The 23,299-nt window shown below is 64.8% G+C and carries 21 protein-coding genes; 12 read left to right on the forward strand and 9 right to left on the reverse strand.

Translation table 11 applies throughout. The features are described 5' to 3' along the window. Positions 1-13 precede the first annotated feature (13 nt). Positions 14-580, reverse strand: a complete 567-nt coding sequence (locus GLX_RS12405) for a hypothetical protein (RefSeq protein ID WP_014106303.1) — start codon at positions 578-580, stop codon at positions 14-16. Then, entirely contained in the window at positions 577-1,824 is a 1,248-nt protein-coding gene (locus GLX_RS12410) for an aminopeptidase (RefSeq protein WP_014106304.1), read from the reverse strand. The genes GLX_RS12405 and GLX_RS12410 overlap by 4 nt, the downstream gene beginning before the upstream one ends. Before the next feature lie 121 nt (positions 1,825-1,945). Between GLX_RS12410 and GLX_RS12415 the strand changes: the two genes are divergently transcribed. After that, the gene (locus GLX_RS12415; RefSeq protein ID WP_041247408.1) at positions 1,946-2,278 is read left to right on the forward strand and encodes a Rieske (2Fe-2S) protein; all 333 of its coding nucleotides are present in this window, start codon (positions 1,946-1,948) and stop codon (positions 2,276-2,278) included. Here GLX_RS12415 and GLX_RS12420 read toward each other — a convergent pair. The 3 genes from GLX_RS12420 to GLX_RS12430 form a co-directional block, all read right to left on the reverse strand. Further along, positions 2,247-2,768, reverse strand: coding sequence for a DUF4186 domain-containing protein (locus tag GLX_RS12420; RefSeq protein ID WP_014106306.1), 522 nt, complete (start codon positions 2,766-2,768; stop codon positions 2,247-2,249). The genes GLX_RS12415 and GLX_RS12420 overlap by 32 nt on opposite strands. 12 nt (positions 2,769-2,780) lie before the next feature. Next, on the reverse strand, positions 2,781-4,028 hold the full coding sequence (gene tyrS, locus GLX_RS12425; protein ID WP_014106307.1) for a tyrosine--tRNA ligase: 1,248 nt from the start codon (positions 4,026-4,028) through the stop codon (positions 2,781-2,783). Between the two features lie 114 nt (positions 4,029-4,142). Further along, on the reverse strand, positions 4,143-4,808 hold the full coding sequence (locus GLX_RS12430) for an alpha/beta hydrolase (protein ID WP_014106308.1): 666 nt from the start codon (positions 4,806-4,808) through the stop codon (positions 4,143-4,145). A 583-nt stretch (positions 4,809-5,391) separates the two neighbouring features. On the opposite strand from GLX_RS12430, the gene GLX_RS12435 reads away from it, so the two are divergent. From GLX_RS12435 to GLX_RS12475, 9 genes are all read left to right on the forward strand, one after another. Continuing rightward, a complete protein-coding gene (locus GLX_RS12435) occupies positions 5,392-6,528 on the forward strand; it encodes a cysteine desulfurase family protein (RefSeq protein WP_014106309.1) in 1,137 nt (378 codons plus the stop codon). Further along, positions 6,525-7,703: a cysteine desulfurase family protein gene (locus tag GLX_RS12440; RefSeq protein WP_014106310.1), complete on the forward strand. Its 1,179-nt coding sequence runs from the start codon at positions 6,525-6,527 to the stop codon at positions 7,701-7,703. Before GLX_RS12435 ends, GLX_RS12440 begins: the two co-directional genes overlap by 4 nt. 30 nt (positions 7,704-7,733) lie before the next feature. Continuing rightward, positions 7,734-8,048, forward strand: a complete 315-nt coding sequence (locus GLX_RS12445) for a ferredoxin family 2Fe-2S iron-sulfur cluster binding protein (RefSeq protein WP_014106311.1) — start codon at positions 7,734-7,736, stop codon at positions 8,046-8,048. 115 nt (positions 8,049-8,163) lie between these two features. Next, positions 8,164-9,261: a tRNA 2-thiouridine(34) synthase MnmA gene (gene mnmA, locus GLX_RS12450; RefSeq protein ID WP_014106312.1), complete on the forward strand. Its 1,098-nt coding sequence runs from the start codon at positions 8,164-8,166 to the stop codon at positions 9,259-9,261. Continuing rightward, a complete protein-coding gene (locus GLX_RS12455; RefSeq protein ID WP_014106313.1) occupies positions 9,254-9,925 on the forward strand; it encodes a glutathione S-transferase family protein in 672 nt (223 codons plus the stop codon). Before mnmA ends, GLX_RS12455 begins: the two co-directional genes overlap by 8 nt. A gap of 14 nt (positions 9,926-9,939) precedes the next feature. Beyond that, the gene (locus GLX_RS12460) at positions 9,940-11,037 is read left to right on the forward strand and encodes a glycosyltransferase family 4 protein (RefSeq protein ID WP_014106314.1); all 1,098 of its coding nucleotides are present in this window, start codon (positions 9,940-9,942) and stop codon (positions 11,035-11,037) included. Positions 11,038-11,151: 114 nt separating this feature from the next. After that, positions 11,152-12,153, forward strand: coding sequence for a CobW family GTP-binding protein (locus tag GLX_RS12465; RefSeq protein WP_014106315.1), 1,002 nt, complete (start codon positions 11,152-11,154; stop codon positions 12,151-12,153). Continuing rightward, positions 12,150-13,229 carry a WD40 repeat domain-containing protein gene (locus GLX_RS12470; RefSeq protein WP_014106316.1) on the forward strand — a complete coding sequence of 360 codons (1,080 nt, stop codon included), beginning with the start codon at positions 12,150-12,152 and terminating at the stop codon, positions 13,227-13,229. The genes GLX_RS12465 and GLX_RS12470 overlap by 4 nt, the downstream gene beginning before the upstream one ends. A gap of 187 nt (positions 13,230-13,416) precedes the next feature. Beyond that, the gene (locus tag GLX_RS12475) at positions 13,417-14,454 is read left to right on the forward strand and encodes a glycosyltransferase (RefSeq protein WP_014106317.1); all 1,038 of its coding nucleotides are present in this window, start codon (positions 13,417-13,419) and stop codon (positions 14,452-14,454) included. On the opposite strand, the gene GLX_RS12480 is transcribed toward GLX_RS12475, so the two are convergent. From GLX_RS12480 to GLX_RS12490, 3 genes are all read right to left on the reverse strand, one after another. Then, positions 14,437-15,771 (reverse strand): chloride channel protein, encoded by a 1,335-nt coding sequence (locus tag GLX_RS12480; RefSeq protein ID WP_041247409.1) that lies wholly within the window; start codon positions 15,769-15,771, stop codon positions 14,437-14,439. The genes GLX_RS12475 and GLX_RS12480 overlap by 18 nt on opposite strands. Positions 15,772-15,970: 199 nt before the next feature. Then, complete coding sequence (locus tag GLX_RS12485; RefSeq protein ID WP_014106319.1) at positions 15,971-16,873, reverse strand: cation diffusion facilitator family transporter; 903 nt, start codon at positions 16,871-16,873, stop codon at positions 15,971-15,973. 22 nt (positions 16,874-16,895) lie between these two features. Then, positions 16,896-17,984 carry a cation diffusion facilitator family transporter gene (locus GLX_RS12490; RefSeq protein WP_014106320.1) on the reverse strand — a complete coding sequence of 363 codons (1,089 nt, stop codon included), beginning with the start codon at positions 17,982-17,984 and terminating at the stop codon, positions 16,896-16,898. 152 nt (positions 17,985-18,136) lie between these two features. Here GLX_RS12490 and GLX_RS12495 point away from each other — a divergent pair, with 152 nt between their 5' ends. Further along, positions 18,137-19,822 (forward strand): NAD(P)/FAD-dependent oxidoreductase, encoded by a 1,686-nt coding sequence (locus tag GLX_RS12495; RefSeq protein ID WP_041247410.1) that lies wholly within the window; start codon positions 18,137-18,139, stop codon positions 19,820-19,822. Positions 19,823-19,928: 106 nt separating this feature from the next. Here GLX_RS12495 and GLX_RS12500 read toward each other — a convergent pair whose 3' ends face one another. Then, positions 19,929-22,181, reverse strand: coding sequence for a primosomal protein N' (locus GLX_RS12500; protein ID WP_041247411.1), 2,253 nt, complete (start codon positions 22,179-22,181; stop codon positions 19,929-19,931). A gap of 125 nt (positions 22,182-22,306) precedes the next feature. On the opposite strand from GLX_RS12500, the gene GLX_RS12505 reads away from it, so the two are divergent. Then, a complete protein-coding gene (locus GLX_RS12505; protein WP_041247867.1) occupies positions 22,307-23,296 on the forward strand; it encodes a tyrosine recombinase XerC in 990 nt (329 codons plus the stop codon). Positions 23,297-23,299 lie beyond the last annotated feature (3 nt).

Raw genomic sequence — 23,299 nt, forward strand, 5'->3', positions numbered from 1 at the left:
TAACGCGCGTGCCCTAGCGGCGCGGCGTGGCCTGCGGCTGATTTTCAGGCTGTTCCTCGGGCTGGCTGCCTTCGCCCCCCATGGCCTTGATCAATGCCTGGGTCTGGGCTTCATGTGACTTGATCAGTTTGACGTTATCGGGGTTGAGCGTGGGCATGGAGCGGCTGTCCTGCGCGGGGTGCTGCATTACGGCGGTGGTCATGCCAAAGGTGGTGATGCCCATCACGAATTCCCGTGCCGTCATGCCATATTTCTGCAGGATCGGCTGGAGTTGCGGCATGGCTTCCGTGCGCTTGATGGTATCTTCAAGCGACATGTTGGGCGTTTCGGGCGGGGAAATCCGCGACTCGCGGATCTGCTCGATCACCGGTGTCATGCGCGAAAAGAAATCCTTTGGCAGCTTGTACTGCGCCACTGTCTGCATGTCGTGTTGTATGGCGGCCTGCTGGGCAGCGCTGGGGGCCTGCTGCTGTGCAGCGGGTTGCTGTGCCTGCACCGGGGTCAGGTAGGCGGGCAGGCAGGTGAGCGCCAGCGCGCAGGTGGTGGCGACAAGCGCCTTGCGGAAGGGGGAAGCGGTCATGGCTGGTTACTCCATTCACCCTGTCGCATCAGGGGTTCGCGGGTGCCATCATGGTTGATGGCGTCCACGTCGATCTTGCTGGACCCGATCATCCAGTCAATATGGATGAAGCTGCTGTTCGCACCCTGCTGGGCCAGATGCGCCTCGGTCAGGGTGTCGGTATCAAGCATGCACTTGGCATAGGACTGACCCAGCGCGATGTGGCTGGCCGCGTTCTCGTCAAACAGGGTGTTGCGGAACAGGATCCCGCTTTCGGAAATGGGGGAGGACGCGGGTACAAGCGCGACCTCACCCAACCTGCGCGCGCCATCATCGGTATCAAGGATGCGCTCGAGCACCGCCTGCCCTTGGCTTGCGCGGGCTTCAACAATACGGCCGTCCTCAAAGCGCACGGCAATATCGTCAATCAGCGTGCCTTGGTGGAACAGCGGCTTGGTCGCGCGCACCGTGCCGCTGACCTTGCGGGCGTGCGGGGTGGTGAACACTTCCTCGGTGGGAATGTTCGGGTTGCATACAATGCCGTTGCCCGCAGGTTCCGCACCGCCTGCCCAGGCATGGCCATCGGCCAGGCCCACGGTCAGGTCGGTATCGGGGCCGCTAAAGTGCAGGGCGGCAAAGCGGCGGTCATTGAGCCACGTCGCCCGTCTGTGCAGGCGGGCGTTGTGGGCTTCCCATTCCGCCACCGGGTCATCCACCATCACGCGCGATGCCTGGAAGATCGCATCCCACAGGCGCGAAACCGCTTCCTTTTCGGGCAGGTCGGGAAAGACCTGTGCCGCCCAGGCCGGGGTGGCGAAGGCCACGATGTTCCAGTTGATGGCAAAGCGCGTGATCAGTTCCATGGCCGGGCGCCCCGCGCGTGATGCCGCGCGTGCCACGCGGGAGACGCGCTCGGGGTCTTCATTGGCCAAAAGCACAGGGTTGCCGCCGGTAATTGCCATGCGGGCCGCGCCCTTGCGGTAGGCGGTGGCCATGCCGTCGTGCAGCCAGTCGGCGGCGGTATCGAGTGTGTCGTCGGCGGCGTGGTGGAAGCGTGCCAGGGTTGTTATGTCATCGGCATAGAAAGGCGTAACTAGCGATGCCCCGGCCCTGTAGGCATGTTCCGTGATCCGGCGTACCAGTGGCACGGCATCAAGCGGTGCCGTAATGAGAAGTTGCTGGCCATGGGCGATGTTCACGCCAACACGCACGGCCACTTCAGCCAGGCGGTCCAGAAGATGTTCATGCTGGGGGGAAAGAGCCATGCGTCATCATATCCTGTAAGAAGCGGGTCATGTGCCGCATGCCCGCGGGGTGGGTGCAGGATAGACGACACGCTCCCTTTAGGTAAGATGATAACCGAAAACCGGCGGGAGCATGCAGTCAATGAAACAGGTGCCTTCGGGTTCCCGCGCCCTGTGCACGCTGGAAGCCGCGCGCGAAGCCCCGCAGCGTGTGCTGTGCGATGGTCGCGCGCTGGTGGTGTGGATGGTGGAGGAGGATCGTCCCGGCGTGATCGATGACCGCTGCCCGCATGGCAATGCCCGGCTTTCCGCCGGTTATGTGCTGTATGGGCGGATTGTCTGCCCACTGCATATGTGGACATTTGGCCCCGATGGGTGCGCGCAGGCCCCTGGTGGTCGGACCGAAGCGGCGGGGCCTGCGCCGCGCGCCTATGAATGCTGGGTCAGCGGGGGGCAGGTCTGGGCGCGGGTATAGGTGCGGGCCGTCTGTCCTCGCGCCGGAGCCATTCCTGTATCACTGCAAGGATGTAAGCCTGCTGGTGCACATCCAGCTTCTGGCCCGCAGGCATGGCATGCCATTGGGCAACGCAGCCCCGGCAGCAGGTACCGGTGGCATGCTGGGCGATAAAGACCGGGTGGCCGCGCCATGGCGTCTGTCGGCCATCCTTGTCAGGCTGGGCCGGGGCCAGACGTGTCGCCACGAAATCCGCCGCATGCGCCATGACTTCGGGCAGGCCGCGCTGGTCCAGATAGGCGCGCTCCTTCATGCCAAGGTGGAAGCGGGCACGAAAGCGCGAATACCCCAGTCGTTCCCACAGTTCGGGCGCAACAGCAGGCAGGGGTGGCAGGGTCGGGGCTGCCGGTGGGACGGGCTTTGGTGTGGGCGCGGCAGGGGCCTGCGGGGCGGCGAACAGATCCGCCTGCCCGGCAGGTACCGCCCTTGTGCCTGCGCGCCGGGAAGACATGCGCCCGCCCGTTCAGCGTGGCTGGACCAGAATGTGGCGCTTGCGGCCCGAGGAGAGCTTGACCGCGCCATCAATCAGGTCCGCGCCCGAGATTACCTGCGCCTCATCACCCACCACCACATCATTTACCCGGGCACCCCCGCCCCGGATCAGGCGGCGGGCCTCACCATTGCTGGCGGCAAAACCGGCTTCGACAAACAGGCGGAAGGCAGGCACACCTTCGGCCAGCAGGGCAGCAGGCACGGTTACCGTGGGCAGGGCGGCGGCGGTCACGGCCCCTTCCTCAAATGTGCGACGCGCGGCGTCCGCTGCTTCCTGTGCGGCGGCGCGGCCGTGGCATAGGGCCGTGGCTTCGGTCGCCAGAACCTTTTTCGCCTCGTTGATCTCGGCACCACCAAGGGCTGCCAGCCGTTCGCATTCCGCAATGGGAAGGTCGGTAAACAGCTTGAGGAAGCGGCCCACATCCGCATCCTCCACATTGCGCCAGAACTGCCAGTAATCGAATACCGGCAGCCTTGCCGCCGAAAGCCAGACCGCGCCCTGTGCCGTCTTGCCCATCTTGGCGCCGGAACTGGTGGTGAGCAGCGGCGTTGTCAGGCCGAAAACCTGCGCGCCGTTCATCCGGCGCACAAGGTCGATGCCCGATACGATGTTGCCCCACTGGTCCGATCCCCCCATCTGAAGGGTTACGCCATGGCGGAGGTTGAGTTCACGGAAATCGTAAGACTGGAGGATGGAGTAATTGAACTCCAGGAACGTCAGTCCCTGTTCACGCTCAAGCCGCGAGCGCACCGAGTCGAAGGAGAGCATGCGGTTGACGGAAAAATGGACGCCCACATCGCGCAGCAGGTCGATGTAGGAGAGTTTGTCCAGCCAGTCGGCATTGTTGGCCAGCAGTGGGTCTACCGGGCCATCACCCAGTGGCAGGAACTGTCGCAGGCAGCCTTCCACCCCGCGCAGGTTGGTGGCGATGGTCTCGGCTGTCATCAGCCTGCGGGCTTCCTCGCGGAAGGACGGGTCACCGATCTTTGCCGTGCCGCCACCCATCAGGGCAACCGGGCGGTGGCCATGGCGGTGCATGAGTCGCAGCAGCATGATCTGGATCAGGCTGCCCACATGCAGGCTGTCTGCCGTTGGATCAAACCCGATATAGCCCCCGACCGGTCCGGCCTGCATGGCGGCATCAAGTGCTTCCATGTCGGTGCACTGGAATATGAAGCCGCGTGCTTCGGCCTCCCGGAGGAATTCACTCTTGGGCATGATCTGTTCCGCGCTGTGATGGGCCTGGCTGGCCGGGTCGCCCCCCGGCGCGGATCAGCCTCTAGCATGTTCACGGCGCCACAGGGAACAGCCCACGGCCAGCAGGCCGGGAAATCAGTCCGCCGCCAGCGCCAGCGTGGTGCGGTTCATGACCGTGCTCACATGGTCTTCCAGCGCCTCGGCCACCTGGTCGGCCTGGTCGGCAAACACATGGTCGGCACCTTTGAAGATGCGGTAGTCCACGCTTACGCCTTTCTGGGTGTTGAGCTTGTCCACCAGCTTGCGGATGGCGGGTTCGGGCACGAGTTCATCATTCTCACCCGCAATCATCAGTCCGCCGCACGGACACGGGGCAAGGAAGCCGAAATCGTAGTAATTGGCGGGCGGCGCAACACTGATCCAGCCCGTGATCTCGGGCCGGCGCATGAGCAGTTGCATGCCCACGAACGCACCAAAGGAATAGCCGGCAATCCACAGCCCGCTGGCGTTGGGGTTGATCATCTGCATCCAGTCAAGGGCGGCGGCGGCATCGGAAATCTCGCCAATGCCCCCGTCATAACGCCCCTGCGAGCGGCCGACCCCGCGCGAATTGTAGCGCATGACCGAAAAGCCCATCTTCTCGAATGCGCGGTACATCGCGTAGGTGATGCGGTTGTTCATGGTTCCGCCATGCAGCGGGTGGGGATGGAGCACCAGGGCAAGCGGCGCGTTGGGCGCGCTTGAGTGGTGGTATCGACCTTCCAGGCGGCCATCAGGGCCGGCAAACATGACCTCAGGCATAGGTATCCCGCATTTGCATCTCCCCGTGCATTCCAGGCATTGCATCGGGAACGGTTACTGTAACAGCCTGCCTGACCGGCGATGCCCCGTCAGGTCGGCAGGCGGAGGAAACACTGTTTTTTGTGCACGGCGCGCCGGGTGCAGGAAACGGTCCTGTATTCATCCGGTCAGTGCTGCACAAAAGACAGAATTGATCCGGCCTGGTGCCCCAGGCCGAAAGTAAACCCATACCCAGCCGCCTGATAATGGGCATTACGGCTACAAGATAGCAGTGCATCTTCAGCAGGCGTGCCCTGCGCGGGGGGCAGGCATGGTGTGGATGGGTATACTGCCCGAGCGTTGGTGGCAGGCGGTTGCCATGCCAGCAGGGGGCTGTCGTGTTGGTTCGCTCTCCTTGCCATCCTCTGCGGGCGGGATGGGCGATACTGGGGCAGCGGTATGAAAACGGTGCGTCCATTCTCCATAACACGTTGCAATAAATATTATGTTGCGCTGACTTATAACTGTATGGATTCCCAAAATGCCAGATAAATCGTAATCCACGTCGCAAAATGACTTGGCGCAACCCATATGGCTGGACAGCATGAGTACCGCACGCGACCGCTTTACATACCTTGACGCCAATGCCACCGAGCCGCTCCGCCCGCAGGCTCTTGCCGCCATGGCGGCAGCGGCGGAGGTGGTGGGCAATCCGTCATCCGTGCACCGTGCGGGACGGGCGGCGCGTGCATTGCTTGAAACCGCGCGGGAGGACATGGCCACTACTTTTGGCGTGCAACCCGATAACTGCATTTTCACTTCCGGCGGCACGGAGGCCAACGTGCTGGCCATGACCGGGCAGGCGCAGGGCAGGCGTATTCTGGTGGGCGCGACCGAGCACGATGCCGTGCGCCGTGCTGCTGCTGCGGAGATCGTTTCCGTCATGTCTGATGGCGTGATCGACCGCATGATGCTGGAGCGCCTGCTGGCAGTGCCGGGTGCGGCCCCGGCACTGGTCTGTATCATGCTGGCTAATAACGAGACCGGGGTCATCAATCCCGTGCGCGAAATCGCGGACCTGTGCCACGCCCATGGTGCGCTGCTGCATGTCGATGCGGTACAGGCGGCGGGCCGGATCAGTTTTGATATGGCGGCGCTGGGGGCCGACAGCATTGCGGTTTCAGGCCATAAATTCGGCGGCCCGAAAGGCGCGGGGGCCGTGCTGCTGGCCGGGGAGCGCTTTCGCGCGCTGGTGCCCATGCTGGCTGGCGGCGGACAGGAGCAGGGTCGGCGAGGTGGTACCCCGGCCCTTCCCGCCATTGCAGGCATGGCTGCCGCCGCCCGTGTGGCAGTAGCGGAAATTCCGCATCAGGCCACCCGTCTTGGCGCCCTGCGCGACGGGATCGAGCGCGCGGCACGAACGGTGGGTGCTGTGGTGTGTGGTGCGGCCAGTTCCCGGCTCGCCAATACAACCTGCCTGCTGCTGCCCGGCAGGCAGGCCCAAACACAGTTGATCGCACTGGATATGGCCGGATATGGCGTGTCGGCCGGTTCGGCCTGTTCATCGGGCAAGGTCACGCGTTCGCATGTGCTTGAAGCCATGGGGCTGGGGGCAGAAGCGGGCTGCGCCATCCGTGTCTCCCTGCCATGGTCGGTGGCCGAGGCGGATGTGGAGGGGTTTATCGCCGCCTATACGGCCATGGCGGCCCGTCTGCCCGCTGCCAGCGGGGTGGGGGCATGAAGGAAGAAGACCTGATCTATCTCGACTACCAGGCCACCACGCCGTGTGACCCGCGTGTGATGGAGGGCATGCTGCCGTGGTTTACCCAAAGTTTTGCCAACCCCCACAGCCTTGACCACGCAGCCGGGCGGGCAGTGCACGAAGCCGTGGAACAGGCCCGCGCCGAAGTAGCCGCCCTGCTGGGGGCGGAAGCGCGAGAGATCGTGTTGACTTCGGGGGCTACGGAAGCCAACAACCTTGCCATCAAGGGCGCGGTCCGCCACCTGCTGGCGCGCGGTGATGCGCGCAGGCGGGTCATTACGCTGGCAACTGAACATAAATGCGTGCTGGAATCGGTGCGCGACCTTGCACATGAAGGCTGCGAACCGGTCATCCTGCCCGTCCGCCCCGATGGTACGCTGGACCCGGACGTGCTGGCCCGCGCACTGGAAGTGCCCACCCTGCTGGTCAGCATCATGGGCGCCAATAACGAAACCGGCGTGCTGCACGATATTGCGGCCTTTGCACCGATTGTCCGCCGTGCCGGCGCACTGCTGCACAGTGACCTGGCGCAGGCGGCGGGCAAGGTGGATGTGGACGTGCGTGCATGGGACCTGGATCTTGCATCCGTTTCCGCTCACAAGCTGTATGGGCCAAAGGGCGTGGGTGCGCTGTTCGTGCGCCGCAGGCCACGGGTGCGGCTGGCCCCGCTGTTTTCGGGTGGCGGGCAGGAACGTGGCCTGCGTTCAGGCACGCTGCCAGCCCCTCTGATTATCGGCTTTGGTGCTGCGTGCCGTCTGGCGCAGGCGGAAGGGGCGGCGGAGCGGACACGGATCGCGGCCCTGCGTAACCGGATGCTGGTGGCATTACAGGCGGGCTGCGCGGGCGTGCAGGTACACGGGCGTATGGAAGGGCGGCTTGCGGGCAACCTCAACCTGCGCTTTGCAGGCGTGCGGGCGGTGGACCTGCTGGCGGCGGTGCCACAGCTGTGCCTGTCCGCCGGGTCGGCGTGTTCCTCGGCCGAAGTGGTGCCGTCCTATGTACTGACCGCCATGGGGCTGGACGGGATTGCAGCGGCGGAAGGCTTGCGTCTGGCCGTCGGACGCTATACCTCAGCCGCCGATGTGGATCGCGCGGCGGAGATCTTGTGCCAGGCTGTGGCACGGTGCCGCGCGCAAGGCAGTGTTTTGCCCTGAGTGGGCCAACAGCACAGGCAGGATGGAAAGATGGCGCATATAACATTTATTGAGCGTGACGGCAGCCGCCGCGAAGTCGCGGCCCCGCTGGGCCTGTCGGTCCTGGAAATCGCTCACAAGAACGGGATCGACCTTGAAGGCGCGTGCGAGGGTTCTCTGGCTTGCGCGACCTGCCATGTGGTGGTGGACCCCGAATGGGCACCGAAGCTGTCCTCCCCCACCGAGGACGAGGAAGATATGCTCGACCTTGCCTTCGGGCTGGAAAAGACATCACGCCTGGGCTGCCAGATCGTGATGACCGACGCACTGGACGGCCTCGTGGTGCGCCTGCCGCGTACGTCCTGACCGGTAATGCTGCAACTGCGCGCGGTATGGCGCGCAATATGATGTTTGACGCGCGATGCCCGGGGGCGGATAGTCCTGCGGGCATCGCCTGTCTGTAGGGAAGTGGAATCAAGCCATGCGCATTCTTGTGGCCATGTCCGGCGGGGTGGACAGTTCCGTCGTTGCCGCCCGTCTGGTGGACGAGGGGCACGAGGTGATCGGCGCCACCCTCCAGCTCTATGATTCACGCGAAAGCACCAAAAAAGGTGCCTGCTGCGCGGGGCGTGACATACACGATGCCCGCCGCGTGGCCGACCGGCTAGGCATCCCGCATTATGTGATTGATGCCGAAAGCCGTTTCAAGGACAGCGTGATCTCGACCTTTGCCGATGCCTATGCGGCGGGCGAGACACCGGTGCCCTGCGTGGCCTGCAACCAGGGCGTGAAGTTTACCGACCTGCTTGGCATGGCGCGTGACCTTGGAGTCGATGCCATGGCCACCGGGCATTACGTGCGCCGCGTTGAAGGTCCCGATGGCCCCGAGATGCACCGCCCCGTCGATGCCGGGCGTGACCAGTCGTGGTTCCTGTTTGCCACCACGCGCGACCAGCTTGATTTCCTGCGCTTCCCGCTGGGTGACATGCCCGACAAGGCTGCCGTGCGGGCAGAAGCCGAACGCTTTGGGTTGAGCGTGGCCACCAAGCCCGATAGCCAGGACCTGTGCTTCGTGACCGATGGCTCTTATGCCGGGCTGGTGGAAAAACTGCGCCCCGATGTGACGGGTGCGGGTGAAATCGTGGACCAGGCCGGTCATGTGCTGGGCCAGCATGAAGGGGTGACGCGCTACACCGTGGGCCAGAGCAAGCGGCTGGGCAATGCGGCCATGCGTGATGGCGCACGCCAGATGGTGGTGGGTATCCAGCCCGCCAGCAGGCGGGTTGTGATCGGCCCGCGCGCGCAGGCGGTCACGCGTACCCTCATGCTGCGCGACATGAACTGGCTTATCTCCCCGCCGGGGCCGGATGGCCTGCGCTGCGTGGTCCAGATCCGCGCGCGTGAAGCCGTGCGGCCTGCCACCGTATGGCAGGTGTCAGGCGGCGCGCGGGTGGAACTGGATGAAGGGGCCGTGCCCGCGCCGGGGCAGGCCTGTGTCCTGTATGATGGCAGCAGGGTGCTGGGCGGTGGTTTCATCCGCCGGCCCGACAGTGAGGGGAAGGGCGTGTCCGATGAGTGATGGCATGTTGGTGATCGGTACGCGGCGATATTCCTCATGGTCGTTGCGGGGCTGGCTTGCGGTCAGGCTGGCGGGCCTGGATGTGCGTGAACAGATGATTCCGCTGGCCGATAACGGGCAGACGACGGCCATCGCCACCCTCTCGCCCAATGGCAAGGTGCCCTATCTGGAGCATAACGGCATTGCGGTGTGGGAAAGCCTTGCCCTGTGCGAATACTGCGCCGAGCACGTCCCTGGCCTGTGGCCTGCTGATGCCCGTGCCCGCGCCTATGCCCGCAGCATTGCGTCCGAGATGCATGCGGGCTTCCGCGCCCTGCGCCAGGCCATGCCCATGAATACCGGGCGCGACAACCGCGCGCTGGCAGGAGGCACCACACCCGATATCGATGCCGACATCACCCGCATCGATGCCATCTGGACTGAAGCGCGGCTGGATTTCGGCAAGGGGGGGGATTTCCTGTTCGGCGCGCGGTTTGGCATGGCGGATGCCATGTTTGCGCCTATCGTCTCGCGTCTGCTGTCCTATGGTATTACGCCGCCCTCGCCGCAGTCTCAGGCCTACATGGCCGCCGTGCGGGCCCATCCGCTGGTGGCGCAGTGGTATGAACAGGCGGCGCAGGAGCCAGCGGACTGGCGGCTGTCGCGTTTTGAGGACATCGCCTGAGCCAGCCCGCATCCATGCCGTGGCGCGTGGCGGTGGTGCTGCCCGCGCGTGAAGGGTTCAGTCACGGCGCGGTTGGTGCGATTGGCCTGCAGGTGGCAACTCTTGCAGGTACGCAGGATGTGATCGTGGGACCGCCGCTGGCAGGCCCCGCCCTGCTGCCCGGTCATGAATACCACGCGATCCAGCCCGGCCTGTGGCCACCGGGCAGCCGCAGCGTGCGCTATGCTGCGGCATGCCTGCGTGCCGTGGCCCATATCGCGCCTGCTGTAGTGGAGGTGCATAACCGCCCCGATACCGCCCGGTACATTGCCCGCCACCGTCCCGGCCAGCGCGTGCTGCTGGTGCTGCACAACGACCCGCGGGGTATGCGCGGAGCCGATACGCCCGCCCTGCGGCGCGACTTGCTGGGCATAATGGATGTGGCCTGTGTGTCGGGCTGGTTGCGCGCGCGGTTCCTGGAAGGGTTGCCCGCTGCATGCGGGGAACGGGTTGGCGTCTCGCCCAATGGCGTGGTGCTGCCCGAACATGTCGTGCCCATGGCGCAGCGTGACCCCTGTGTGCTGTTTGCGGGCCGCGTGGTGGCAGATAAGGGGGCGGACCTGTTCGTCGCAGCCTGCGCTCAACTGGCCCCGGTGCATCCGGGCTGGCGCTTTTGCATGATCGGGGCCGACCGTTTCCGTTCTGATGCGCCGCCTACACCCTTCGTGACCGGCCTGCTGCCACATGCCCGTGCGGCCGGGGTGGACATGGCGGGCTACAGGCCACATGCGGATGTGCTGGCCGCCATGGGGCGGGCGGCCATCGTGGTGGTACCCAGCCGCTGGCCCGAACCCTTCGGCATGACCGCGCTTGAAGCCATGGCGGCAGGCGCCGCCCTTGTGGCATCTCCTCATGGTGGCCTGCCCGAAGTGGTGGGGGAGGGCGGTCTGCTGTGCCCGCCAGACCCCGCATCCGGCCTGGCGCGCGTGGTGGGGCGACTGATGGCGGACCCCGATGCCCGCGGCAGCCTTGCCGCGCGCGGGCGCGGCCAGGCCGCGCGTTTCAGCGTAGCCCATGCCCGTGCCTGCCGCAGTGCCCTGCGTGCAGCCTGCCTGCACCGCGCGCCGGGCTGACATTTTTCTGCACCGATGGGTATGGGACAGGCAGCGCCATGGCCCTATATCTGGTTGGAACAAGGCTTACGCCGCCCGTACCGTGCCACACGCTAGTGAAAGACAGGAAGCCACATGTCCGATATCGCCCAGGCAGCACCCGATGCCGCCGCCCAGAACGCCCTTGTGCCGGTTACGGTGCTGACGGGCTTTCTGGGTGCTGGCAAGACTACGTTGCTTAACCATATCCTGACCGTCCAGCACGGCCGTAAATACGCGGTGGTGGTGAACGAGTTCGGTGAACTTGGTGTGGACAACGACCTTGTGGTGGATGCCGACGAGGAAGTGTTCGAAATGAACAACGGCTGCATCTGCTGCACCGTGCGCGGCGACCTGATCCGCATCCTTGGCAACCTGATGAAGCGCCGCGCGAAGTTCGATGGCATTATTGTCGAGACAACCGGCCTGGCCGACCCCGCCCCCGTGGCCCAGACCTTTTTTGTGGACGAGGACGTACGCGGCAAGACCCGGCTTGATGCCGTGGTTACGGTGGTGGATGCCTACAACGTCATCCAGACGCTTGATGAAAGCCCCGAGGCGGTCAACCAGATTGCTTTTGCCGATGTCATCATCCTCAACAAGACCGATCTTGTCGATGAAGCCGGGCTTGAGGCGATTGAAAAGCGTATCCGCTCCATCAATGCCGTGGGCCGCATCCACCGCGCGCAGCGTGGTGACGTGCCGCTGTCCGATGTGCTGGACCAGGGCGGCTTCGACCTGCAGCGCGCGCTTGAACACGCGCCACATTTCCTTGAAGACACCAGCCACAAGCATGAAGCCGATGTGACATCCCTGTCCTATGAAGTGGAAGAACCGCTGGATGCCGCCAAGTTCCAGGCATGGATCGGTGCCGTACTGCAAGAGCAGGGGGCCGATATCCTGCGTGCCAAGGGCATCCTCAATTATGCGGGCGAGGACCAGCGCTTCGCTTTCCAGGCCGTGCACATGATGGCCGATGGCGGCTTCATCGGGCCATGGAAGGAAGGCGAGCCGCGTGTCTCGCGCCTTGTGTTCATTGGCCGCAACCTCAACCGCCCGCAGTTGCGTCGTGGTTTTGAAAGCTGCCGTGCGAAATGAGCGATACAGTAAACGACACCATGGTCCCCACCCTGCTTGAACGCCGTGGGGCCATCCGCCAGCTTGACGGCCACGTAACCGGCTGCGCCATTGCGCGCGATAGCCAGCAGGTCGCCTTTGTCACGGCGGAAGGCGACATTGTGGTGGCCGACCGGCCTGACTGGGACCGCTCGGATGCGTGGAATGTCACGACCGTGCATGATGGCGCGATCCTGAGTATCGCACCCGATGCAGCAACCACCGGCTTCCTGACCGGCGGTGATGACAATGCCCTGCGCCGGATTATGGCCGATGGTAGCGTAAGTGACCTGGTACAGGGCCGTCGCTGGATCGAGCACGTCACCACCTGGTGCGACGATAGGGGCAGGGGCGGCGTGATCGCGTTCGCATCAGGCAAGCAGGTCGAACTGCGTGATGCGGGTGGACACGCGACACTCAAGGTGCTGGAGCATCCTTCCACCGTCAGTGGCATCGTGTTTGATGCCAAGGGCAAACGCATCGCGGCTTCGCATTACAATGGCGCATCAATGTGGTTCGTGCAGGCAAAGGTGGATACCGTGCGCCCGCTGGAATGGAAGGGCAGTCATATCGGTATTGCCATCCACCCTGCCGGCGAGGCGCTGGTCACGTCCATGCAGGAATCGGAACTGCATGGTTGGCGGCTGTCGGATGGACATAACATGCGCATGAGTGGCTACCCGTCCAAGGTGCAGTCCATGGCGTTCACGCGTAACGGCAAGTGGCTGGTGACCAGTGGGGCGGACACGATTGTCATGTGGCCGTTCTTTGGTGGCGGCCCGATGGGCAAGCCCCCGGCAGAAGCCGGTGGCATCCCCGGCGTGATGTGTACCCGTGTGGCCTGCCACCCGGTGCATGACATCGTGGCGGCAGGCTTTGCCGATGGCTCGGTGCTCATGGCCGATACGGCGGCACAGCGTATCCTGCCGGTCTGTATGGGGGGGGGCGGTGCCGTCACGGCGCTGGCCTTCAGTCCCGACGGGTGCGGCCTTGCTTTCGGCACGGAAGATGGCCGTGCCGCCGTGGTCGATCTCTCGGCACGCCAGGAGACGGCCTGAAACGCCTGCGTGGAAAATATCGTGCAATCACATGGAAGTTTTTGGTGAGACTTTTCCCTGAAAACTTCAGGGCATGTCGCCTTTGTGAAAGAAGGCGACATCCAGAAAATCCTGTTATTGTTATCAATACGCTGTTTTCACACAGTTTCTAAAGGCGTTCTGCCACGGGCAGAAGGAGAACGGTGCCATGCGGGTACTCCATGTCATGGCGGCACGCGGTAATGGCGGGGCGGAGCTTTATGCAACGGATGCCATGCTGGGCCTGCAGGCAGCGGGGCTTACGCAATGCGCTGTGCTGCATCCTGCCTCCCCCCGACTGGCGGAAATGCGGGGGCAGGGCATGACGGTGGAGACCACGCCGCTACGCTTTCCCCTTCGCGCGCTGGCCCGCCACAGGCTGCGCCAGGTGATTACGCGCATGCAGCCCGATCTGATTCACTGCTGGCTGCGTCGCGCGGCCGAACTGGTGCCCGCGCATACCGGCGTGCCGGTGATCGGCTGGTTTGGCAATTACAAGGACCTGCGTCCGTTCGCGCATTGTGACTGGTTTGTTGGCTGCACGCCGGATATGGCGCAGTCCATGCGCGCGCGCGGCGCACCGGCGGGCAGGGTGGCCTATATCCCCACCTTTTCCTCCGTAACCCCCGCGCCACCAGTCAGTCGGCAATCGCTTGATACACCGCCCGATGCCCGCGTGCTGCTGGTGCTCTCGCGCCTGCATCCGGCCAAGGGGCTGGAAACGCTCCTCGATGCATTGCCCGTCCTGCCGGACTGCCATGTCTGGCTGGCAGGCGAAGGGGAGCTGAGGGCAGAGCTGGAAGCACAGGCAGCACGGCTGGGTGTGAGCGCGCGGGTGCATTTCCTGGGCTGGCGCACGGACCGGGGGGCGCTACTGGCCGCCGCCGACATCTGCGTGCTGCCTTCACGTTACGAGCCGTTTGGCACCGTTATTCTGGATGCATGGTCGATGGATGTGCCGCTGGTGGCGTGTGCCGCGGCTGGCCCGCGTGCCCATGTGCGTGATGGCGAGAACGGCATGCTGGTACCCGTTGAGGATGCTCACGCACTTGCGGCGGCCCTGCGGCGGGTGCTTGATGACCCGGCCCTTGCCGCCCGCATCGTGGCTGGCGGCAGGCGGGATTATGATGCGGGGTTTACCCCGCAGGCCGTAACCCGCCAGTGGCTGGCGCTGTACGACCGGGTGCTGTCAGCGCGCGGCGGGTAGCGGGGGCGTTGCGGGCGGTTTGGGGGCGGTTGCCATGCCATCAAGGAACGCTTCGGCCAGAGCGGCATAAAGCGGCTGTGAACAGATCATGCGCGAGACGCCATAGGCCAGGAACGACGTGGCCAGCAGCGCCAGCGTGACCTGCTGGTTATCGCACATTTCCATCACGATGACCGAAGCCGTAAGCGGCGATTGCACCACGGCGGAGAAATAGGCCACCGTACCCAGCAGCACCACGGCACCCGGCGTGGTATGCGGCAGGAACTGTGCCACCCACCCGCCAAAACCCGCGCCAATGGCCAGTGAGGGCGCAAACAGCCCGCCCGGAATGCCCGAACAGTAGGAAATGATGGTGGCGATGAACTTCAGGATGAAGAAGGACGCAGGGTAGTGCGTCTTGCCTTCAATGATTTCATGCGCCTGTTCGTAGCCCGTGCCGTAGGTAATGCCGTTCGATGCAATGCCGATTATGGCCAGCAGCAGCCCGCAGGTGGCCGCGAACGCCACCGGCCTGCCGCGCGCAAACCGCCCCAGCCCACCGGGCAGGCCGCGTGTTGCCCGGATGAGGATGGCTGAAAACACCCCCCCGCCAATCCCGCCCAGAATGCCGCAGGTCGGCACCGCGATCCAGCTTATGCCAATGGGCACCACCACGTCCGTATGTCCGAAATAGCTATAGTTTCCTACCAGCGCGATGGCTGTCACACCCGACAGGATCACGCCGGTCAGCATGGTGCCGCTGGTGCGCTGTTCAAAGGAATGGCTGAGTTCCTCAATGGCAAACACGATCCCGGCCAGTGGGGTGTTGAACGCCGCCGACACGCCGGATGCGCCACCCGCAAGGATCAGTCCGCGCCGCATGCTGACGGTGGACAGGTTGAGCCACCGCCCGCAGGCATGCATGATTGCAGCCCCGATCTGCACGCTTGGCCCCTCGCGCCCGATAGAGCCGCCCGCCACCAGTCCCAGCGTGGTCAGCACGATCTTGCCCGCTGCCACCCGCAGCGAGAGCAGCCGGTCGATGATGCCGAAGTTTTCAAGGTGCAGGGTGGCGATGGTCTGCGGTATGCCGCTGCCCTGGGCACCGCGGAACCATGTACGCGTCAGCCACGTGGAAAGTGCCAGCCCCGCAGGGGTAAGGCCCAGCATGATCCACGGGCTGATGGCAACGATATGGTTGCGTAACATGGCGGCACCATCGGCTGCCATGGCAAAGCCTACGGCTACCACGCCCACCATAACGGCCGCCGCCCAGCATGCCAGCTTGCGCCTCCATTGCTCGGTGGTGATGCGGGCGGAGCGGCGCAGGTGGCGCATGTGCCGCCGGCGGATCTCGGTTAAGTCGGTTCGCATGACCGGCAGGGAACTTTCAGCAACAGCACTGGCAGGTAAACCGGGGGGTAGCAGTCCGGTTGCGCGACAAGGGTAGTTTTTATCGCAGACCAGCCTGTCATTTTCATGATGGCCGTCGTGCTCCGGCCTGTAACGGTGGCCTTGATGGGGGCGGGCAGGCTGGTCAGGGAAGGACCAGCACGCCGGTATGCTTGGCCTTGCGTTCGGGCTCGACATGGATGTTGATCAGCGCGTTCCCCACGCCCGCGCGCAGACCTTCCTCCACACGGTCACAGATATGGTGGGCATCCTCTACGCTCATGGTGCCGGGCACGACAAGGTGGAATTCGATAAAGGTCATCGCGCCGACAATGCGCGCGCGGATGTCATGTGCCTCCATCGCCCCGGTGGCGGTGTGGGAGATAATGGAGCGGATTTCGGTCAGCGTTTCCGAATTGGGGGCCTCGTCCATCAGGCCCGCAATCGAGGTGCGCATCATGTCCCACCCCGTACGCAGCACGTTAACCGAGATCATGGCGGCCAGCAGCGGGTCAAGCCACAGCCAGCCGGTTAGCGGGATCAGGATAAAGCCCCCGATCAGCACGGCCGATGTCCACACATCGGACAGCACGTGGTGCCCGCTTGCCACCAGCGCGGGCGAGTGGTGCGCCCGCCCCAGTCGCAGCAGAACCAGCCCCCACCCGAGGTTGAGCAGCCCCGCCCCGCCATTGAGGCTGATGCCCAGCAGCGAATCCTCGGGTGCATGCATGTGCTGGAAACCGACCCAGGCTTCATGCGCGATGGTGATGGCGGTAATGACAACCAGCACCCCTTCCGCCACGGCAGAGAGGTATTCAGCCTTGTAATGGCCGTAGGTATGGTTGTGGTCGGGCGGCAGGCTGGCTACCCGCAGCGCCCACAGCCCCGCCACGGCGGACACCACGTTGATGATCGTCTCCACCGCGTCGGAATACAGTGCGATGCTGTCGGTCACCCGCCACGCGGCATATTTCATGCCCAGCGCAACAAGACTGACCGCAACGCTGCACCATGCGGCCAGGATCTTGGTATCGATTCTTGCAGGCATGCGGGGCAGGTTATCCTTGTTTTCAGACCGTATGCGCGCTGGCGAGAACACAGTGGTCGGCATCGTTCAGGGTTTCGATCTGGAAGGTGGGGTGCATGATGCCAAAACGTGCATTCAACTCGCGTGCGGCCTGGTTCAGCAGCCCTTCGGCCGGTTGGCCGCTTTCACGCGCATTACGCACCAGATGTACGGTCAGCGCCGTCTCGGTCGTGCTGATGGGCCAGATATGCAGGTCATGCAGGTCGCACACGCCGGGCAGCGTGCGCAGGAAGGCGGCAACCTGTGCGGGGTCTATGCCACGCGGCACGCGGTCCAGCGCCATGTCCAGTGAATCCCGCAACAGCGACCATGTGGCCGCAATGATGGAAAGCGAGACAACAAGGCAGATGATGGGGTCGATTCGCAGCCAACCTGTCAGCAGGATCACACCGCCGCCCGCCACCACAGCCAGCGACATCAGCGCATCCGACGCCATATGCAGGAACGCGCCATGCAGGTTGAGGTCTTTCTTGCCCCCGCTTGCAAACAGCAGGGCCGTGGCGCCGTTCACCACAATGCCGATGCCTGCTACCACCATGACCGCCGCACCGGCAACCGGGTGCGGGTGGATGAGGCGCAGCACAGCCTCCCACATGATCCCGCCGGTTACGACCAGCAGGGCGATGGCATTGCCAAGGGCGGCAAGGATGGAGGAGCGGCGCAGGCCGTAGGTGAAATTGGTGCTGGGCGAGCGGCGCGAGAGCACCTCGGCCAGCCACGCAGCCCCCAGCGCCAGCACATCGGACAGGTTGTGCCCGGCATCCGCCAGCAGTGACAGCGCATGACTGCGCACGCCCCATGCCGCTTCCCCGATCACGTAGACAAGGTTGAGGGCGATCCCGATGGCGAATGCCCGCCCGTATGATGCGGGCGTGTGCACGTGATGGTGGCCGAACAGCCCGCCATGGCCGTGGTCGTGCCCGCAGTCATGGTCCGCGTGGTCTTCGTGGTCATGTCCCGCATGGTCGTGTCCGTCATCATGCCCGGTGGGCGTGGTGGCAGCCTGTACGGGATCATGCGCGTCCGTATGGTCATGGTTGTCAAGGCAATGATCATGTTGGCATTTGCCCATGGGGTTGTGTCCATCCGCATGAAGGTAAGGGTAGCGCGGCCTGCCTAGCAGAAGGTTATGGCCTCTCACCAGCACTTAGCACGTTTTGCGCGGGCATGCGCCGTGATAAGCCACCCGCATGGCCTTCCCACTGCCACAGGAAATATGACCCGATGATCCGACTGACCGAACTGCGCCTGCCCCTTGGCCATGCGAAGGACGCCCTGCGCCATGCCGTGGTTGAACGGCTGGGTGTTGCGGCAGCAGATGTAGGGGAGATCAGTGTGTTCCGCCGTGGCCATGACGCGCGCAGGCGTAGCCGTATCATGCTGGTCTATACGGTGGACTGCGTGGTGGCGGACGAGGCGGCGGTGCTGGCGACCCATGCGGGCGCGCGTGATATCCTGCCCGCCCCCGATACCGCCTACCATCCTGTCTTGGACGATGGCGCGCAGATCGCTGCCCGCCCCGGCTTTACCCGCCCGGTGGTAATCGGCGCAGGACCGTGCGGGCTGATGGTGGCCCTGGTGCTGGCGCAGATGGGCCTGCGCCCGCTGGTGCTGGAGCGTGGCAAGGTGGTGCGCGAACGCACGGTCGATACCTTTGCCCTGTGGCGTAGATCCATTCTGACACCCGAGAGCAACGTGCAGTTTGGTGAAGGCGGGGCTGGCACGTTTTCCGACGGCAAGCTGTACAGCCAGGTCAGTGACCCGCGCCATTACGGGCGTAAGGTGCTGGCGGAGTTCGTGCGCGCTGGCGCGCCCCCCGAGATCGAATATCTCTCCCGTCCCCATATCGGCACATTCCGGCTGGTCTCGATGGTGGAGCATATCCGCGCCGAGATCGAATCTCTTGGTGGGGAATACCGTTTTGGCGCGCATGTGCGCGAGTTCGTGATGCGTGATGATGGCGCCGGTAGCCAGCGCATTGCCGCCCTGCGCCTTGCCGATGGGGCGGAGATCGTGACCGACCATGTGGTGCTGGCCATAGGCCACAGCGCGCGTGATACGTTTGAAGCACTGCATGCGGCGGGTGTGGCCATGGTGGCCAAGCCGTTCTCGATCGGGGTGCGGATCGAGCATCCGCAATCCGTCATCAATACCGCACGCTACCACCGCCCCGAACCCGTGCCCGGTCTGGGGGCGGCTGATTACAAGCTGGTGCATCATGCCAGTAATGGCCGCGCGGTCTATTCCTTCTGTATGTGCCCTGGCGGTACGGTGGTGGCCGCGACATCGGAACCAGGACAGGTGGTAACCAATGGCATGAGCCAGTATTCCCGTGCCGAGCGCAATGCCAATGCGGGTATTGTGGTAGGTGTTACGCCAGAACAGGACTATCCCGGTGGCCCGCTGGCGGGTATCGCCTTCCAGCGCGAGTGGGAACGCAAGGCGTTCGTGGCCGGTGGGGGAGCCTATTTTGCCCCGGCCCAGACTGTGGGCGATTTCCTTGATGGCAGGCCCTCTACCGCGTTGGGTGATGTCGTGCCGTCCTACCGCCCCGGTGTCACGCCCACCGATCTCGCGCGTTGCCTGCCAGCTTTTGCCATTGATGCCATACGCGAGGCCCTGCCCCATTTCGATCGCAGGTTGGCCGGTTTTTCCATGCGTGATGCGGTCATGACCGGGGTGGAGACACGCACGTCGTCACCGCTGCGCATTCCGCGCGGGGGGGATGGGCAGAGCATCAACGTGCGCGGCCTGTTCCCGGCGGGTGAGGGGGCGGGCTATGCCGGTGGCATCCTGTCCGCCGGAATTGATGGCATCCGCATTGCGGAGGCCGTGGCCCTGTCGCTTGCCGGGCGTAAGGTGGAGCAGGCGCTCCAGCGTGGCATGACACATGCGACGGAAGCGCAGTAATCAGAAAGGATAAAAGTTTTTGGGCGTCGCCTTTCTTCAAAAAGGCGGCGTTCTTTGCAGCTGTTTGAAAAAGATTCACCAAAAAACTTTTGAACCGGCCGGTTCCTTACAGGAACGACACCGGGTCAATATCCACATCAATCCGCGCCCCGCGCTCTGGCTTCACGCGTGAGAGCCATTCGCGCATGATCGGTTGCACCGCAATATTGCGCCGCGCACGCAGCAGCAGACGGAAGCGGTGCCGCCCGCGCAGGATGGCCAGTGGCGCAGGCGCAGGCCCAAGCACCTGCACGCCGTCCATCCGGGGGGCGTTCTGGCCCAGGGCGCGGGCGGTCATGTCGGCGGCATCGGGCATCTCGGCGCTGACGATCACAGCAGCCAGCCTGCCATAGGGCGGCCAGAATCCGGGGCGGCGCTGTTCGGCCTCCTGCTGCATGAAACTGGCAAAGTCTCCCGATACCAGCGCCTGCATGACCGGGTGGTCGGGCACGTAGCTCTGTAACAGCACGCGTCCCGGCGCCTCGGCCCGGCCCGCGCGGCCCGCAACCTGATGGAGCAACTGCACCGTGCGCTCCGACGCCCGCAGGTCGCCCCCCCCCAGGCCGAGGTCGGCATCCACAATTCCCACCAGCGTCAGGTGCGGGAAATGCCAGCCCTTGGCCACGATCTGCGTGCCGATCACAAGGTCGATCTCGCGCCGGGCTATGCGCTCGACTGCGGCGGCGGTGGCGGCGGGGCCGCTCAGTGTATCACTGGCCATGACCAGAATGCGGGCATCGGGGAAGGTGGCGCGGGCTTCCTCCGTTATACGTTCCACGCCGGGGCCGATGGGCGTCAGGCTGTCGGCATCGGCGCATTGGGGGCAGGTCTGGGGAATGGGCTCGTCATACCCGCAATGGTGGCAGGTCAGGATATGGCGCGCGCGGTGTTCCACCAGCCATGCGGTGCAGTTGGGGCACTGCATGCGGTGGCCACAGGTGCGGCACAGCGTAAGCGGCGCATAGCCGCGGCGGTTGAGGAACAGCATCGCCTGCTCGCCACGGCCCACCGCATCATTGATCGCGTCCGTCAGCACGGGCGAGAGGAACAGCCCGCGCCCGGGCGGGTCGGCGCGCATGTCCAGCGTTTCCACATCGGGCATGCTGGCATTGCCGTGGCGCGCACCCAGTTTGAGGTGCCGGTAGCGGCCCGCCCCCACATTGGCCAGGCTTTCAAGGCTGGGCGTGGCGGAAACCAGCACTACTGGCGCGCGGCTCATGCGCGCGCGCACCACCGCCATGTCGCGTGCGTGGTAGGTTACGCCGTCTTCCTGCTTGAAGGCGGTTTCGTGCTCCTCATCTACAATGATCAGGCCAAGCTGGTCGAATGGCAGGAACAGCGCAGAGCGCGCGCCCACCACTACGCGCGCCGTGCCATCGGCCACCGCCCGCCACGTCAGCCTGCGCACGCGCGCGCCCAGGTCAGAATGCCACAGGGCAGGCTGGGCGCCAAAGCGGCGGTCAAAGCGACCGGTCCACTGGGCGGACAGGGCAATCTCGGGCAGCAGTACCAGTGCCTGCCTGCCAGCGGCAACACAGGCGGCAATGGCTTCCATGTAGATCTCGGTCTTGCCCGATCCAGTCACCCCTTCCAGCAGGGTGATGGAAAAACCGTCCTCGGCCACGCGTGCGCGCAGTTCGGTTGCGACAGTCGCCTGCGCGCCTTCCAGTACCGGCGGGCAATGTGCGGGGTCGGGCATGGCGAAGGGCGGCGGAGGGGTGATTTCAACTGCCTGTAGCGCGCCCGCCTGCGCCAGCCCTTTAATGACGGCGGCACTCACGCCCGCGCGCCGGGCCAGTTCCGTTGTGGTGAGCGGGGTGCCCCCGGATGCGGTATCAAGCACTTTGTGCCGCGCAGGCGTCAGCCGCAGGTCCGCAGGCGGTGTCGGGGCGGTTATCCACCCTGTGGCGGGGCGGGGCAGGGGGGCCAGCGCATTGGCCCGCAGCGCCATGGCCAGCACCATGCCCGGTGGCGAGAGGGTGTAGGCGGCTACCCAGTCCACGAACTGGCGCAACTGGGCGGGGAGCGGCGGCAGGTCCAGGCGGGCTGCTACGGGTTTGAGGCGGCTGGTGGGCACGTCCTTTTGTGGTGGCGGCGTGAACTCTGGTGGCAGGCAGGATGTGGCGTCCCATATCACCCCCGTTTCCGTGCGGCGGCCTAGCGGCACGGTTACGATGTCCCCCGGCCGTGATCCCGCCAGCCGTGGCGGCAGCACGTAATCCAGCGGCCCGGCAAAGGGCAGGGTAAGCATGACCCGTACGCGCCCGTCCCCCGCGGGGGTGGGCAGCAGGTCGGACTGTGTGGGATTGCGGTCAGGCATGCGTTTTTCTATCGTCATGCATCGTCCGTGTCTTGTCCATTGGTTATGTATGGCGCGCACATGGCCCTGACAGTCCGGTATGGGGTAAGGAAAACAGGGGGGAAGGACGCACGATGGCCGAGCACATGATGGCAACCGGAGCGCGGGATGCCTTTCTGCACTGGATGGAAACCGAACGCCGGGCTGCTCCCCTTACGCTTACCGCCTATAGGGGGGATCTGGATCGCTTCCTTGCTTTCGTGACCGGCCATCTGGGTGCGGAGCCGAACCTCGCCGCGCTGGCCGGTCTGTCGCTGGCCGACCTGCGGGCATGGCTGGCCCATGAACATGCACAGGCCCTGGGGGGCAGGCGCGCCACGACACAGGACCGCGCGGCCCGTACCCGTGCGCGCCGGGTTTCGGCCCTGCGGTCCTTCTACCGCTACCTTGCGCGTTATCATGGGGTGGATAATCCGGCCCCCGGCCTGCTGGCAACTCCGCGCACCCGCCGCCCTCTGCCGCGCCCCCTGCCGGTAGCGCAGGCGCTCGAAGTACCCGAAGGTGTTGCCGACATTGCCCATACCCCCATGGCGCAGGTACGCGATGGCGCGCTGTTTATGCTGCTGTATGGTTGCGGGCTGCGCATTTCCGAGGCGCTGGGACTGGACGTGCGTGACCTTGACCGCGCGCAGGCACTGGGGGACAGCACAAAGGGCGATGGCGTGCTGCGCATACAGGGCAAGGGCGGGCGTGAGCGCATGGTGCCGGTGTTGCCACAGGTCATGGTGGCACTCAGGCGCTGGCGGGGCGTGCATCCGCTGCCGCAGGCGGATGCGCCACTTTTTGTTGGCGTGCGCGGCGGGCGACTGCAGGCGGGCATTGCCCAGCGCGCCATGCGCACATGGCGGCACATGGCAGGACTGCCCGAGCATGCAACCCCGCACGCCCTGCGGCATTCATTTGCCACTCACCTTATGGAAGGGGGGGCTGACCTGCGCGTGATACAGGACCTGCTGGGCCATGCCAGCCTGTCCACCACCCAGCGCTACACCCTTGCCGACGAGGCACGGCTGATGGATGTCTGGACACGCGCCCATCCCCATGCCACCGATACCCCGCCCGATACAGCATACTGAACA

Origin of the sequence: Komagataeibacter medellinensis NBRC 3288, assembly GCF_000182745.2 — a bacterium.
Lineage (GTDB): Bacteria > Pseudomonadota > Alphaproteobacteria > Acetobacterales > Acetobacteraceae > Komagataeibacter > Komagataeibacter medellinensis.